14 protein-coding genes are annotated in these 12,668 nt (G+C 73.6%); 10 read left to right on the plus strand and 4 right to left on the minus strand.

From position 1 onward, the window contains the following. Positions 1-60 precede the first annotated feature (60 nt). Both I4I82_RS04915 and katG read left to right on the plus strand, forming a co-directional pair. Entirely contained in the window at positions 61-495 is a 435-nt protein-coding gene (locus I4I82_RS04915; RefSeq protein WP_218593850.1) for a Fur family transcriptional regulator, read from the plus strand. Positions 496-557: 62 nt separating this feature from the next. Then, a complete protein-coding gene (gene katG / locus I4I82_RS04920; RefSeq protein ID WP_372451516.1) occupies positions 558-2,816 on the plus strand; it encodes a catalase/peroxidase HPI in 2,259 nt (752 codons plus the stop codon). 72 nt (positions 2,817-2,888) lie between these two features. Here the strand turns inward: katG and I4I82_RS04925 are convergent, their stop codons facing one another. Further along, on the minus strand, positions 2,889-3,458 hold the full coding sequence (locus tag I4I82_RS04925) for a globin domain-containing protein (protein WP_218595306.1): 570 nt from the start codon (positions 3,456-3,458) through the stop codon (positions 2,889-2,891). A 150-nt stretch (positions 3,459-3,608) separates the two neighbouring features. Between I4I82_RS04925 and I4I82_RS04930 the strand changes: the two genes are divergently transcribed. The 4 genes from I4I82_RS04930 to I4I82_RS04945 all read left to right on the plus strand — a co-directional run bounded on the left by I4I82_RS04930 (position 3,609) and on the right by I4I82_RS04945 (position 7,655). After that, positions 3,609-3,821, plus strand: coding sequence for a hypothetical protein (locus tag I4I82_RS04930; RefSeq protein WP_218593848.1), 213 nt, complete (start codon positions 3,609-3,611; stop codon positions 3,819-3,821). A 36-nt stretch (positions 3,822-3,857) separates the two neighbouring features. After that, positions 3,858-6,221 carry a glycoside hydrolase family 65 protein gene (locus I4I82_RS04935; RefSeq protein WP_218595307.1) on the plus strand — a complete coding sequence of 788 codons (2,364 nt, stop codon included), beginning with the start codon at positions 3,858-3,860 and terminating at the stop codon, positions 6,219-6,221. 164 nt (positions 6,222-6,385) lie between these two features. Then, positions 6,386-7,225 carry an ABC transporter substrate-binding protein gene (locus I4I82_RS04940; RefSeq protein ID WP_218595308.1) on the plus strand — a complete coding sequence of 280 codons (840 nt, stop codon included), beginning with the start codon at positions 6,386-6,388 and terminating at the stop codon, positions 7,223-7,225. 142 nt (positions 7,226-7,367) lie between these two features. Further along, entirely contained in the window at positions 7,368-7,655 is a 288-nt protein-coding gene (locus I4I82_RS04945; protein WP_218595309.1) for a hypothetical protein, read from the plus strand. A gap of 278 nt (positions 7,656-7,933) precedes the next feature. Here I4I82_RS04945 and I4I82_RS04950 read toward each other — a convergent pair whose 3' ends face one another. Together I4I82_RS04950 and I4I82_RS04955 are read right to left on the minus strand one after the other, a co-directional pair. Continuing rightward, on the minus strand, positions 7,934-8,149 hold the full coding sequence (locus I4I82_RS04950) for a hypothetical protein (RefSeq protein WP_218593975.1): 216 nt from the start codon (positions 8,147-8,149) through the stop codon (positions 7,934-7,936). 84 nt (positions 8,150-8,233) lie between these two features. After that, a complete protein-coding gene (locus I4I82_RS04955; protein ID WP_218593974.1) occupies positions 8,234-8,602 on the minus strand; it encodes a VOC family protein in 369 nt (122 codons plus the stop codon). A gap of 61 nt (positions 8,603-8,663) precedes the next feature. On the opposite strand from I4I82_RS04955, the gene I4I82_RS04960 reads away from it, so the two are divergent. After that, positions 8,664-9,146: a MarR family winged helix-turn-helix transcriptional regulator gene (locus I4I82_RS04960; RefSeq protein ID WP_218593973.1), complete on the plus strand. Its 483-nt coding sequence runs from the start codon at positions 8,664-8,666 to the stop codon at positions 9,144-9,146. 41 nt (positions 9,147-9,187) lie between these two features. Beyond that, complete coding sequence (locus I4I82_RS04965) at positions 9,188-10,195, plus strand: alpha/beta fold hydrolase (protein WP_218593972.1); 1,008 nt, start codon at positions 9,188-9,190, stop codon at positions 10,193-10,195. Between the two features lie 127 nt (positions 10,196-10,322). Here the strand turns inward: I4I82_RS04965 and uvsE are convergent, their stop codons facing one another. After that, complete coding sequence (uvsE, locus tag I4I82_RS04970; protein WP_218593971.1) at positions 10,323-11,219, minus strand: UV DNA damage repair endonuclease UvsE; 897 nt, start codon at positions 11,217-11,219, stop codon at positions 10,323-10,325. Between the two features lie 38 nt (positions 11,220-11,257). Here uvsE and I4I82_RS04975 point away from each other — a divergent pair, with 38 nt between their 5' ends. Beyond that, complete coding sequence (locus tag I4I82_RS04975; protein WP_218595310.1) at positions 11,258-11,791, plus strand: 2'-5' RNA ligase family protein; 534 nt, start codon at positions 11,258-11,260, stop codon at positions 11,789-11,791. 45 nt (positions 11,792-11,836) lie between these two features. Continuing rightward, on the plus strand, positions 11,837-12,658 hold the full coding sequence (locus tag I4I82_RS04980) for an alpha/beta fold hydrolase (RefSeq protein ID WP_218595311.1): 822 nt from the start codon (positions 11,837-11,839) through the stop codon (positions 12,656-12,658). Positions 12,659-12,668 lie beyond the last annotated feature (10 nt).

Genomic DNA, 12,668 nt, shown 5'->3' on the forward strand with positions numbered 1-12,668 from the left:
GTCGACCCGATTTCGGGCCCTGGACTTGAACCAGTCAGGTCTTCGTGCTGCAATCACGGCATGCGGAACGAACCGCAGATCGAGGGTCTGCTCCGTGGGGCCGCGCTGAGGATCACCGCCCAGCGCAAGGCCGTGCTGGCCGCCGTGCACGACCACCCGCACTCCGACACCGACACCGTGCTCGCGATGACGCGCGACCGGATCGGTTCGGTGTCGCACCAGGCCGTGTACGACGCCCTGCGCACGCTGACCGACGCCGGCCTCGTCCGGCGCATCCAGCCGGCGGGCTCGCTCGCCCGCTACGAGGCGCGGGTCGGCGACAACCACCACCACCTCGTGTGCCGCTCCTGCGGAGTGGTGCGCGACGTCGACTGCGCCGTCGGCGAGGCGCCCTGCCTCACCGCGTCCGACGACGGCGGCTTCGTCGTCGACGAGGCGGAGGTCGTGTACTGGGGCCTGTGCCCCGACTGCCGGTCCGCTCCCCCGGGCCGCTGAGCACCGCACCCACCACCAGGCCGGCCGAGCCCCACGACCGGCACCCCTGAGGAAGGATCGACGTGTCCGACAGCGAGAACCCCGCCCCCTCCGACCCGAAGCCCCGTGACTCCTCCGTGAGCCCGCAGGGCACCGACGAGACCGCGAGCCGGAGCGAGAGCGAGAACCCGGCCCTGGCCGGCCCCAGCTTCGACGGCGACTCCCGTCCCCGCAGCAACCACGACTGGTGGCCCAACCAGGTCGACCTGGGCGTGCTCAACAAGCCCTCGCGCGACTCGGACCCCCTCGGCGCGGACTTCGACTACAAGCAGGCCGTCTCCCGGCTCGACTTCGACGCCGTCAAGGCCGACATCGTCTCGGTCATGCGCACCTCGCAGGACTGGTGGCCGGCCGACTGGGGCCACTACGGCCCGCTGTTCATCCGCATGTCGTGGCACGCCGCCGGCACCTACCGCCAGGTCGACGGCCGCGGCGGCGCGGGGTCGGGCGAGCAGCGCTTCGCCCCGCTCAACAGCTGGCCCGACAACGGCAACCTCGACAAGGCCCGCCGCCTGCTGCTGCCGGTGAAGCAGAAGTACGGGCGCAGCCTGTCCTGGGCCGACCTGCTGGTGCTCGCCGGCAACGTCGCCCACGAGGACATGGGCTTCGAGACCTTCGGCTTCGCCTTCGGCCGCGAGGACGTGTGGCAGCCCGAGGAGGTCTTCTGGGGCCCGGAGGACACCTGGCTCGGCGACGAGCGCTACAGCGACGACAACGCGCCGCTCGAGCTCGAGGGTGCCCTGGGCGCCGTCACCATGGGTCTCATCTACGTCAACCCGGAGGGCCCGAAGGGCTCGGCGGACGCGCTCGCGTCGGGCCACGACATCCGCGTGACGTTCGCCCGGATGGCGATGAACGAGGAGGAGACCGTCGCCCTGATCGCCGGCGGCCACACCTTCGGCAAGGCGCACGGCAACGGCGACCCGAACCTCGTCGGCCCGGAGCCCGAGGGCTGCCCGGTGCACTCCGGCGGCCTCGGCTGGCGCAACCAGAACGGCACGGGCAAGGGCGCCGACACCGTCACCAGCGGCCTGGAGGGGGCCTGGACCCCGACCCCGACCCAGTGGGACAACAGCTACTGGGACACGCTGTTCGGCTACGAGTGGGAGCTCACCACCAGCCCCGCGGGCGCCAAGCAGTGGAAGCCCAAGGAGCCCGAGGGCCAGGAGCTCGTGCCCGACGCGCACATCGAGGGCAAGAAGAACCCGCCGATGATGTCCACGGCCGACATGGCGCTGATCGTCGACCCGGAGCTGCGCAAGATCTCCGAGCGGTTCCGCGACGACCCCGAGCTGTTCGCCGACGCCTACCGGCGCGCCTGGTTCAAGCTGCTGCACCGCGACATGGGCCCGGTGTCGCGCTACGTCGGCCCGTGGGTGCCGCAGGAGGTCCAGCTCTGGCAGGACCCGCTGCCGCCCGTCGAGCACGAGCTGCTCTCCGAGGCCGACGCCGCCGAGCTCAAGAAGCAGGTCCTGGACTCGGGCCTGACGGTGTCGCAGCTGGTGCACACCGCCTGGTCGTCCGCGGCGTCCTTCCGCACCACCGACAAGCGCGGTGGTGCCAACGGCGCCCGGCTGCGCCTGGAGCCGCAGGCGAGCTGGGCGGTCAACGCCGGCACGCAGGAGGTCATCGCGAAGCTCGACGAGGTGCGGCAGGCGTTCGGCAAGCCCGTCTCGCTCGCCGACACGATCGTGCTGGGCGGTGCCGCCGCCGTCGAGAAGGCCGCGGCCGACGCGGGCGTCCCCGTCACCGTGCCGTTCAGCCCGGGCCGGACCGACGCCTCGCAGGAGCAGACCGACGTCGACACCTTCCAGTACCTCGAGCCCTCCGCCGACGGTTTCCGCAGCTGGATCGCCCCCGACGTCAAGCTCTCGCCCGAGACGCTCCTGGCGGACCGCGCCTACAACCTGGAGCTCACCCCCAAGGAGCTCACGGTGCTGGTCGGCGGCCTGCGCGTGCTGGGCGCCAACACCGGCGGCGTGCAGCACGGCGTGTTCACCGACCGGCCCGGCGTCCTGTCGCAGGACTTCTTCCGCACCCTGCTCGACCTCGGCGTCGAGTGGAGCACCTCGCGCGACGAGGAGGGCGTCTTCGAGGGCCGCGACGCGCAGGGCGCCGTGGTGCGCACCGCCACCGCGGCCGATCTGGTGTTCGGCTCGAACTCCATCCTGCGCGGCATCGCCGAGGTGTACTCCTTCGAGGACACGAAGGAGAAGTTCGTGCAGGACTTCGTGGAGGCCTGGGACAAGGTCATGAACCTGGACCGCTACGACCTGCGCTGACCCCGCAGCACGACGACGCCCCCGTCCGCCGCACCCGCGGTGGGCGGGGGCGTCCGTCCGTCGGAGGCCCGGTCAGACCCGCAGGCGCGACCACAGCGGCGCGGACCGCTGCGCGGGCAGGGCGGGCTCCGGCTCCACCGCCGGCGCCGCGGCGGCGCCGGGCTCCGGGTGGTCCAGCGACTCCGCGCCGGCCGTCATGTGCGCCGCGACCCACTGGTAGAGCGCGATCCACGACGAGCTCAGGGACCCGGTGTACTGCGGGCCCGCGACCTCGCGCACCGCGCGGGTCAGGGCGTGGCCGATGTAGCCGTAGTGCTCGGCCTCGACGCCGTAGCGCGCGCGGTGGTCGGCTCCCAGACGGTGCAGGACGCCCTCGAGCTCCGCGGTGTCGGTCTCGGCGAGGTGCGTGATCGCGGCGAGCAGCGTGTCGGTCATCTTCTGCATCTGGCCCGACATGTCGGGCGGGAACATCGTCCGCAGCTGCGGGGCCATCTCGAAGAGCTCGCGGTAGAACTCCTCGGCCAGGCGCACCGGACGGTCGGCCACGGCGCGGCACGAGGCCCGGACCGCCTCGATCACCGCAGGTGCCGGCCGTCGGGGAGACGTCGTGCCGATGATCGGACCTTCGTCGAGCTGAGACACCCTGCCACCTTCCGGTCCCGTCCGGACCGTGTCCCGTGCACCGGCCCGCACCCTCGTATCGGTCGGGAGGCCCGATCCGTTGCGCTCCGGGCGGAACCGACCGGCACCGCCGAGGCAGCGGGCGGCCCCGCCCTGAGGCATCCTCCGCCCATGACGGAGCGAGAGACCCTGGTCGAGAGGATCGCGACGGCCCTCACCGACGAGGTCCCCGGGCTGCATCCGTGCGTCTCCGACAAGGTCGCCCGCGTCGCCGCACGGGTCGCCATCCAGAACCTCGCGCTGGTCGTGGGAGCGATGCCGGAGGACCTCATGCCCCAGACGCGGCCGAACCTGACGGTGGTGGAGGACCCCGAGACGCCCTGAGCGGCGCCGCACCCGTCACCACGGTAGGAACGTCACATGGGCGACGAGGAGGACATCTACACGGTGGAGCCGTGGGTGGTGCGCGAGCCGCGCCCCCGGCTGGACTCGCTGACCGAGACGGAGACGGTCTTCGCGCTGTCCAACGGCTGCCTGGGCATCCGCGGCACCCTCGACGAGGGCGGGCCCGTGGGTATGCCCGGCACCTACCTCGCCGGGCTGCACGAGCTGCGGACGATGGTCTACACCGAGGCGGGCTACGGCGACCCCGAGGAGACCCAGACGCTGGTCAACACGATCGACGGCACGCTCGTGGCGCTGTCGGTCGACGGCCACCCGCTCGACCTGCGGGCGGGCGAGGTGCTCGCGCACGAGCGCGTGCTGGACATGCGAGCCGGCACGCTGGTGCGCGAGCTGCGGTGGCGCTGCCCGGCGGGGCAGCAGGTCGAGGTGCGCTCGGAGCGGCTCGTGTCGTTCCGGCACCGCGGGGTGGCCGCGATCCGCTACACCGTGCGCGCCGTCGACGGGCCCGCCGAGGTCGCGCTGACCTCCAGCCTCGTCGCCAACGTCCAGCTGCCGCACCTGCCCAGCCACCCGAGCGCGCAGGACCTGCTGCGCCACCCGCTCGACGCGCAGGAGCACCACGCCGACGGGCAGCGGATCACGCTGGTGCACCGCACCTGCCGGTCGGGCTTCGCCGTGGCCGCCGCGGCCGACCACCGGCTGGAGAGCCCCGCGGAGCTGGAGACCCACGTCGACAGCGACCAGGACTGGGCGCGGCTGACGACCACCGCCCGTCTCGAGGCCGGCCAGGAGATCACGCTGGTCAAGCTCCTGGGCTACGCCTGGTCGGCGGACCGGTCGCTCACCGCGGTGCGCGACGAGGTCTCGGCCACCCTGACCACCGCCCGCCACAGCGGCTGGGACGCCCTCGTCGCCGCCCAGCGCGAGTACCTCGACGCGTTCTGGGGCGACGCCGACGTCGAGATCGACGGCGACGACGAGCTGCAGCAGGCCACCCGCTTCGCGCTGTGGCACCTCCTGCAGGCCACCGCCCGCGCGGAGGGCCGCGGCATCGCGGGCAAGGCGCTCACCGGCACCGGCTACGAGGGGCACGTCTTCTGGGACACCGAGACGTTCGTCCTGCAGGCGATGACGGCGCTGCGCCCGGAGATCACCCGTCACGCGCTGGAGTGGCGGCACTCGACGCTCGACCTGGCCCGCGACCGCGCCCGGCAGCTGGACCTGCGCGGCGCCGCGTTCCCGTGGCGCACGATCGACGGCATCGAGTGCTCGGGCTACTGGCCGGCCGGTGCGGCCGCGTTCCACGTCGACGCCGACATCGCCGACGCCGCCATCCGATACGTCGAGTGCACCGGTGACGAGGCGTTCGCGCGGAGCACCGGCATCGACCTGCTCGTGGAGACCGCGCGGCTGTGGGCGTCGCAGGCGCACCAGGGCCGCGACGGCACCTTCCACATCCTCGGCGTGACCGGCCCCGACGAGTACAGCGCTCTGTCCGACGACAACGTCTACACGAACCTCATGGCGCAGCGGAACCTGCTGCACGCCGCGCGCTGGGCCCGCCGGTACCCCGACTGCGCCGCCCGTCTCGCGGTCGACGCCGACGAGATCGACGGCTGGGAGGCCGCGGGCAAGGCCGTCGCGGTGCCCTACGACGCCGACCGGGGCGTGCACCCGCAGGCCGCCGGGTTTACCGACCAGCCCCGCTGGGACTTCGAGGGGACCGACCCGGACCACTACCCCCTGCACTCGCACTTCCCCTACCTGCAGCTCTACCGCAAGCAGGTCGTCAAGCAGGCCGACCTCGTCCTGGCGATGCTGCTGCGCGGCGACGCGTTCACCGACGAGGACAAGGCGCGCAACGTCGCCTACTACGAGGCCGTGACGGTGCGCGACTCGTCGCTGTCGGCGTGCTGCCAGGCCGTACTGTGCGCCGAGGTCGGGCACCTGGACCTGGCCCACTCCTACCTGGCCGAGTCGGCTCTCGCCGACCTGCGCGACGCCTCCCACGACTCCTCGGACGGGCTGCACCTCGCCGCGCTGGCGGGCACCTGGATCGCGGTCGCCGCCGGGTTCGGCGGGATGCGGCAGGTCGACGGCGAGCTGCGGTTCCGCCCCGCCCTGCCCGCCGCGCTGCCCCGCGTCGCGTTCCGGCTGCGCCACCTCGGCCGGCGGCTGCGGGTGACCGTCACCGCTGACCGGGCGCGTTACGAGGTGGTCGACGGCGAGCCGCTCACCGTCCGCCACGAGCAGGAGACGCTGCGGCTGGCGGTGGGCGAGCCGGTGGAACGGCCCACCGTCCCCCGCACCGCCGACGCCGAGCCGCGCCAGCCGGCGCACTGCGCCCCGCGCCGACGGTCCCGGCCACCGGTGGCCTGACGGGCGCCCTCGCCGCCCGCCTCCGCGCGGCGCACGCGGCGGAGGTGGGGGGGTGGCGGAGAGGGCGGCCTGGTCGGAGGGTCACGGGCGCCGGCGCCCCGGCCGGCCCCGCGGAGCCCGGCGCGTTCCCGGTGACGCTGGAGCACGTCCACGGGTCGACCACCGTGACCGCGGCGCCGAGCCGCGTCGCGGCCGTGGGCCTGGGTGACGCCGACGTGCTGCTGGCGCTGGGCGTGGTGCCGGTGCTGGTCCCCGTGTGGACGGGCTCCACCGACGACGGCGTCGGCGAGTGGGCCGAACCGCACCTCGGCGGCACGGCACCGGTCCCGCTGGCCGACGCGACCACCGACTTCGACCTCGAGTCGATCGCGGCGGCGCGGCCGGACCTGATCGTCGCGGTCAACAACGCGATCGAGGAGGACACCTACCGCAAGCTCTCGGCCATCGCACCGACCGTCCTGCACGCCCCGGGGCAGACCGACTGGGCACTGCCGTGGAAGGACGTCACGGCGCGCATCGGCTCGGCGGTCGGGATGCCGGGCCGGGCGGCGGTGGAGATCCGGGAGGTCGAGGAGGTCTTCGCCCGGACCAGGGCGGAGCACCCGCAGTTCGCCGAGCGGACCGCGGCGCTGGTCCGGGTGCTCGACGGCGGGACGCTGCGCGTGTTCAGCCCGGCCTCGGCGCGCGGGCAGCTGCTGACCGAGATGGGCTTCGGCCCGGTCGCCTTTCTCCGCGACGCGTTCGGCGGCGAGCTCTACGTCGACGTCGCCGCGGAGAGCCTCTCGCAGCTGGAGGGCGACCTGCTCGTCGTCGACAACTACGCGAAGGCCGAGGCCGTGCTCGCCGCGGTGCCGACGTTCGCGGCGCTCGGGGTGGTCCGCGCGGGCGGCATGATCGGCCTGGACCCCGTGACGAGCGACGCCGTGTCGATGCCGAACTCGTTGACCATCCCGTTCGTCATCGACGAGCTGCTGGAGCGGATCGGGCAGGTGCGGCTGGGCTGAGGCGGTCGCAGTCGTGCGCCCCGCGTCGACCTGGTCGTAGATCCATCCGACCAGCACCGATCCGGCCAGGGTCGCCAGCCCCCCGACCGTGTTGAGCATCCCGAAGTGCGCGCCCAGGTTGCGCTCGCCGGCGAGCCGGCCGATGACGTCGCGCATCGGCGGCACCATCAGCATTTGCCCGACGTGGAGCAGCGCGACCCATCCGACGAGCCCGGCGAGCGACGATCATCGACCAGAGGTGCTCGGCGAACCCCAGCGCGACGAAAGCGACCACCCGCAGCGCGACGCCCAGCAGCACGATCGGCCGCGCCCCGAACCGGTCCGCCAGGCTCCCGCCGAGGAAGAACAGCCCCTGCTGGCTGAACGTGCGCAGCCCCAGCACGAGCCCGATCGCCCACGCCGCGAGGTGCAGCTCGCGTCGGCCAGGTGAACCGCGAGGAACGGCACGACCAGGTAGAACCCGACGTTGAACAGCACCATCGAGGCGAGGATCAGGCGCACGGGGGGCGGCAGGACCCGCATGATCCTCAGCCGGCCGACCAGGGATCGCTTCACCGGCTCACCCGCACCCGGGCCATCCTAGGTCGCGGGTGGTCCCGGTCCGACGCGCCTGCCGGAGGCACCACGGGCCGTCACGCACCGGTCCCGTGCGCGGCGCACCGGCTGCGACCGGTGCACCGGATGCGGAACCGGTGCGTCAGGGCCCGGTCAGGCCGGCTCGTCCGCCGGGTCGTCGTCGTCCGCCGGCGTCGTGGAGATGCCACGCGGCAGCTCTGTCCGGTCGATCCGGTCCTCCGCCGCCGCCCGCGGCTCGGTCTCCGCCCACTCCTCGCGGTGGCCGCCGGCTCCGCCGGTGCGGCCCTGCACCTCCCGGCCGAGCTCCTCGTCGACGCGGGCCCCGTGCTTGCTGCTCCCTCGCTCCACCGTCGTCTCCTCCGTCCGGTCGTCGGGTTCCTACGGACCGGGCGTACCCCGCCCCGGCCGGTGGAACCCGTTGAGGTGCGCGTCTCAGGCCCGGTCGTGGAGGGTGATCCGGTAGCCGTCGGGGTCGGCGAAGGTGAACGTCCGACCGAAGGGGCCGTCGACCGGTGCGGAGACGATGGTGCGGCCGTCGGCCACGAGGGCGTCGTGGACGGCCTGGACGTCGGTGGCGTGGAGCCAGATCGCGGCCCCGATGCCGGGCTGGGCGACGGAGTCGAGGTCGGTGCCGGGGACGACGTCGCGCAGCGCGAACGCGATCGGCCGCGTGTCGAACACGACGGCGTGCGGGGGCCCGGTCGGTGAACGGACGAGACCGAGGTACTGCTCGTAGAACGCCTGCGAGGCGGCGAGGTCGCGCGCCTGGAGGGAAATGAAGTCGGGACCGGTGACGGGCATCGTGGAACTCCTCTTTTGTGTCAGTTTTCTGACACGTACCACGTTATGTCAGAATGCTGACATGAGTCAAGACGACCCCGGCATCGATCTGGCGACGTCCCTGGGCTACCTCCTGAAGGAGGCGTCGAGCGCGTTGCGCGCCGCCATGGAGGAGGTGCTGCGACCGCTCGGCATGACCGTGACGCACTACTCCTGCCTCGAGCTGCTGGCCCAGCGGCCGGGATCGTCGAACTCCGAGCTCGCGCGGGGCGCGTTCGTGACGCGGCAGTCGATGAACGTGCTGCTCCAGGCCCTGGAGCGCGACGGGTTCGTCGTCCGGCCCGCGGAGGCGCCCGTCGGCAAGGCCCTCCCCACGCGGCTCACCCCGCGCGGCCGACGGCGCCTGGAGAAGGCGTCCGCGGCGGTCCGGTCCGTCGAGGTCCGGATGCTGTCCGGCCTGACCGACGACGAGCGGGCGGCCGCGTCCCGGATCCTGCGGAGCATGGTGCGTTCGCTGCGCGGCGGGGACGGCGCGGAGATGGACCGGACCGTCCCGCCGACCTAGCCTGGTGCGGTCGCAGGTCCCCGGAGACAGGAGCCGACGCCGTGCAGCACGAGGTCTTCGAGTTGGGTGACACCGCACTGCAGAAGGGCGGCGTCCTGCCCGCAGCGCGGCTGGGGTACACGACGCTGGGCGCGCTGAACGAGGCCCGGGACAACGTCGTCGTGTGCCCGACCTGGTTCACCGCGACGCCGTCCGACACCGCGGCCACCATGACGGGCGCCGGGCGCGCGCTCGACCCCGAGCGCTACTTCATCGTCGTCCCCAACCACTTCGGCGCGGGCGTCTCCTCCTCCCCCAGCACCACCCCGCCGCCGTTCGACCGGGGCAGGTTCCCGCACGTCACCACCTACGACAACGTCGCCGCGCAGCACCGCCTGCTCACCGAGCAGCTGGGCGTGGAGCGGATCCGGCTGGTCACCAGCTGGTCGATGGGCGCGTGCCAGACCTACGCCTGGGCCGCGCGGCACCCCGGGATGGTGCGGGCCATCGCGCCGATCTCGGGGTCGGCCCGCACCGCGCACTTCAACAAGGTGTTCCTGGCCGGCAACATCCGAGCCATCACCTCCGACCCCGACTGGAACGACGGCTTCTACACCGACAAGCCCCCGGTCCGGGGCGTGCGGGCGATGGCCGCTCTGTACGCCGGCTGGGGCTTCTCGGAGCCCTTCTACCGGGCGGAGCTGTTCCGTGCGTTCGGCGCGAAGGACGTCGAGGAGTTCATCGACCGGTTCTGGGACCCGTTCTTCCTCAAGTGCGACGCGAACGACCTGCTCGCCCAGATGTGGACCTGGTGGAACAACGACCTCGGCGACCACGCCGACTTCGGCGGGGACCTCGACGCCGCCCTGGGCGCGATCACCGCGCGGACGATCATCCTCAACGCCGAGACCGACTCCTACTTCCCGCCCGTCGACAGCGGGTACGAGGCGAGCCGCATCCCCGGGGCCGAGTCCCGGCCGATCCCGACCGTCTGGGGCCACCTCGCCCCCTTCAACCCGCAGGACCAGGAGTTCATCGACACGGCCCTGCGGGAGCTCCTCGCGAACTGAGGGGACGACGCGTCACGCCTTCCCCGCCACGCCAGGCTCCGGGTGTTGGCCCCGCGGACCAGCGGGTCGCCCTCGACGACCATGCGCTCGGCCAGGTCGACGGCGGCGGCAAGCAGCTCGTCGCGGGTCACCGCTGCACGGCGCCCAGCTCGTCGAGCACCACGCGGGCCTGCAATGCGCTCGCCTCCTTGTTCTTGATCTCCAGCATGACGTCGACGTCGCGGTGGCGCAGCCGGCGGACGAAGCTGCGGAAGTGCTCGACGTCGAGCGTCACGGCGTGCGCACCGGGCCGCCGGGCCGGGTCCTGGGTCGAGTAGTCGACCATCGGCATGCCGTCGACCGGGCGCCAGGTCGCCGCGGCCCGGTCCAACCCCTTCAGCACCGTCTCGCCGTCGTTGCGGATGCTGTGGTGCAGGGTGTCGAACAGCACCGGGACGCCGACCTCGGCGTGCAGGCGCAGGCAGTCGGCCAGGCTCGCGTCGCGCTCGTCGTTCTCGATCACCAGGCGCTCGCGCACCGGCTCCGGCAGCGCGGCGTACCGCCGGGCCCACACCTGCATGCCGCGCTCGGCGTCCCCGTGCCGGCCACCGAGGTGGACCTGCACCTTGTGGCTCGGGTCGAGACCGAGCGCGTCGAGCAGCTCGGCGTGGTAGACCAGCTCGGCCACGCTGCTCGCGTACGTCGACTCCGACGGAGAGTTGAGCACCACGAACTGCCCGGGGTGCAGCGAGATCCGGACGTCGTGGGCGCGGACGTAGGCCCCGATGTCGGCCAGCTCGCCGGCGAACCGGCCGCGCCAGTCGTACCCGCCCGACACCGGGTGCGAGGCGAACGGGACCAGGTCCGAGGTGATGCGGAAGAACAGCAGCCGGTGCTCGGTGTTCCACGCCAGCACCCGGCGCAGGCACGCGAGGTTGGCGGTGATCGTCTCCGTCATCCGCTGCTCGGAGTAGGACGCGAGCCGGAACGTGCCCGAGCTGCGGCACGCGAGGGCCTGGTTGACCGCGGGGTAGCCGACCTTCACCGCCGACACGCTACGACGGCGGGTGGCAGTCTGCCGGGATGGACGACCGGCCCCTGATCCTCACGCTCCGCCTGGACACGGCGTCGCGGGAGCGGTTCGACGCGCTGCGCCGCACGCACTTCCCGCCCGGCCGCAACCACCTCGCCGCGCACGTCACCCTGTTCCACGCGCTGCCGGCCGAGCACGCGGACGCCGTGCGCGCGGACCTCGCGGACGTCGCGGACCTCGCGCCGTTCGCCGTCGAGGTCGCGGGCCTGCGCCCGCTCGGCCGCGGCGTCGCCTACGTGCTGCGCAGCCCCGAGCTCGACGCCCTGCGCGCCGAACTGGCCGACCGCTGGCGCCCGTGGCTGACCCCGCAGGACGCCCAGCGGTTCTCCGCGCACGTCACCGTGCAGAACAAGGTGTCGCCCGCGGCCGCCCGCGCCCTGCTCGACGAGCTCACGGCCGGCTTCGTCCCGGGCACCGCCCGGGCGGAGGGACTGGACCTCTGGCGGTACGCCGGCGGGCCGTGGGAGTTCGACGGCGGGTACGGGTTCCGGCCGCCGGGTGCGGCCGCGGTGACCGGTTCGTGACGGGTGACGGCGGGCAGACCGCCGGCCACCGGGTACTCGCCGCGCATGCCCGCACACCTGAGCTGGGACCGCGCCGGAACCGGTGAACCCCTGCTGCTCCTGCACGGCATCGGCAGCACCCACGACGACTTCGCCGCGCTGCGTCCGCGGCTCGACGCCCGGTACCAGGTGCTCGCGCCCGACCTGCCCGGCCACGGCCGGTCGGCCCCGCTGGACCGGCGCCCCACCGTCGCGGCGATCGCCGACGCGATCGAGGCCGACCTCGACGACATGGGAGCGGGCCCGGTGCACGTGCTGGGCAACTCGCTCGGGGGGCGGGTCGCGCTGGAGCTCGCGGTGCGGGGGCGGGCCCGGTCGGTCGTCGCCCTCTCCCCGTCCGGGGCCAACCTCCCGGTCGAACGCCTCTACCAGGGCACGGCGCTGGCCGTCGCCCGGTCGGTCCTGCGCGCCGTGCGACCGCTCGTCCCGGCGGCCGGACGCTGGGCTGTGGGCAGGTCGGTGCTCCTGGCCGGCCTGCGCACCGCCCCGTGGCGGGCGGGCGAGGCGGAGGTGGCGGGCCTCGACGGCGGGTTCGCCGGTGCGTCCCAGTTCTGGTCGATGCTGTGGTGGGGGGTGCTCACCGACCTGCCCCGGGGGCTGGAGCGCATCGACTGCCCGGTGATCCTCGCGCAGGGCACCCTCGACGTGATCGCCTCCGGGCAGACCCCGCGCTTCCTGTTCGCCGTGCCCGGGGCGCGGTTCGTGCCCCTGTTCGGCGCCGGTCACGCCCCGCAGTCCGACGCCCCCGGCGCGATCCTGCAGCTGGTCCACCGGGCGGTCGCGGCCGCGCTGCCCGCCACCCACCCCGGTGCCGCACCGGACGGGTGACCGGGCAGGG

Origin of the sequence: Pseudonocardia oceani (assembly GCF_019263585.2) — a bacterium.
Taxonomy (GTDB): domain Bacteria; phylum Actinomycetota; class Actinomycetes; order Mycobacteriales; family Pseudonocardiaceae; genus Pseudonocardia; species Pseudonocardia oceani.

Bases quoted from the DNA above. Each gene is read 5' to 3' on its own strand.
- I4I82_RS04915 (WP_218593850.1), top strand. From the start codon at position 61: ATGCGGAACGAACCGCAGATCGAGGGTCTGCTCCGTGGGGCCGCGCTG.
- I4I82_RS04930 (WP_218593848.1), top strand. From the start codon at position 3,609: ATGACGGAGCGAGAGACCCTGGTCGAGAGGATCGCGACGGCCCTCACC.
- I4I82_RS04935 (WP_218595307.1), top strand. From the start codon at position 3,858: ATGGGCGACGAGGAGGACATCTACACGGTGGAGCCGTGGGTGGTGCGC.
- I4I82_RS04945 (WP_218595309.1), top strand. From the start codon at position 7,368: ATGACGTCGCGCATCGGCGGCACCATCAGCATTTGCCCGACGTGGAGC.
- I4I82_RS04955 (WP_218593974.1), bottom strand. From the start codon at position 8,602: ATGCCCGTCACCGGTCCCGACTTCATTTCCCTCCAGGCGCGCGACCTC.
- I4I82_RS04960 (WP_218593973.1), top strand. From the start codon at position 8,664: ATGAGTCAAGACGACCCCGGCATCGATCTGGCGACGTCCCTGGGCTAC.
- I4I82_RS04975 (WP_218595310.1), top strand. From the start codon at position 11,258: ATGGACGACCGGCCCCTGATCCTCACGCTCCGCCTGGACACGGCGTCG.
- I4I82_RS04980 (WP_218595311.1), top strand. From the start codon at position 11,837: ATGCCCGCACACCTGAGCTGGGACCGCGCCGGAACCGGTGAACCCCTG.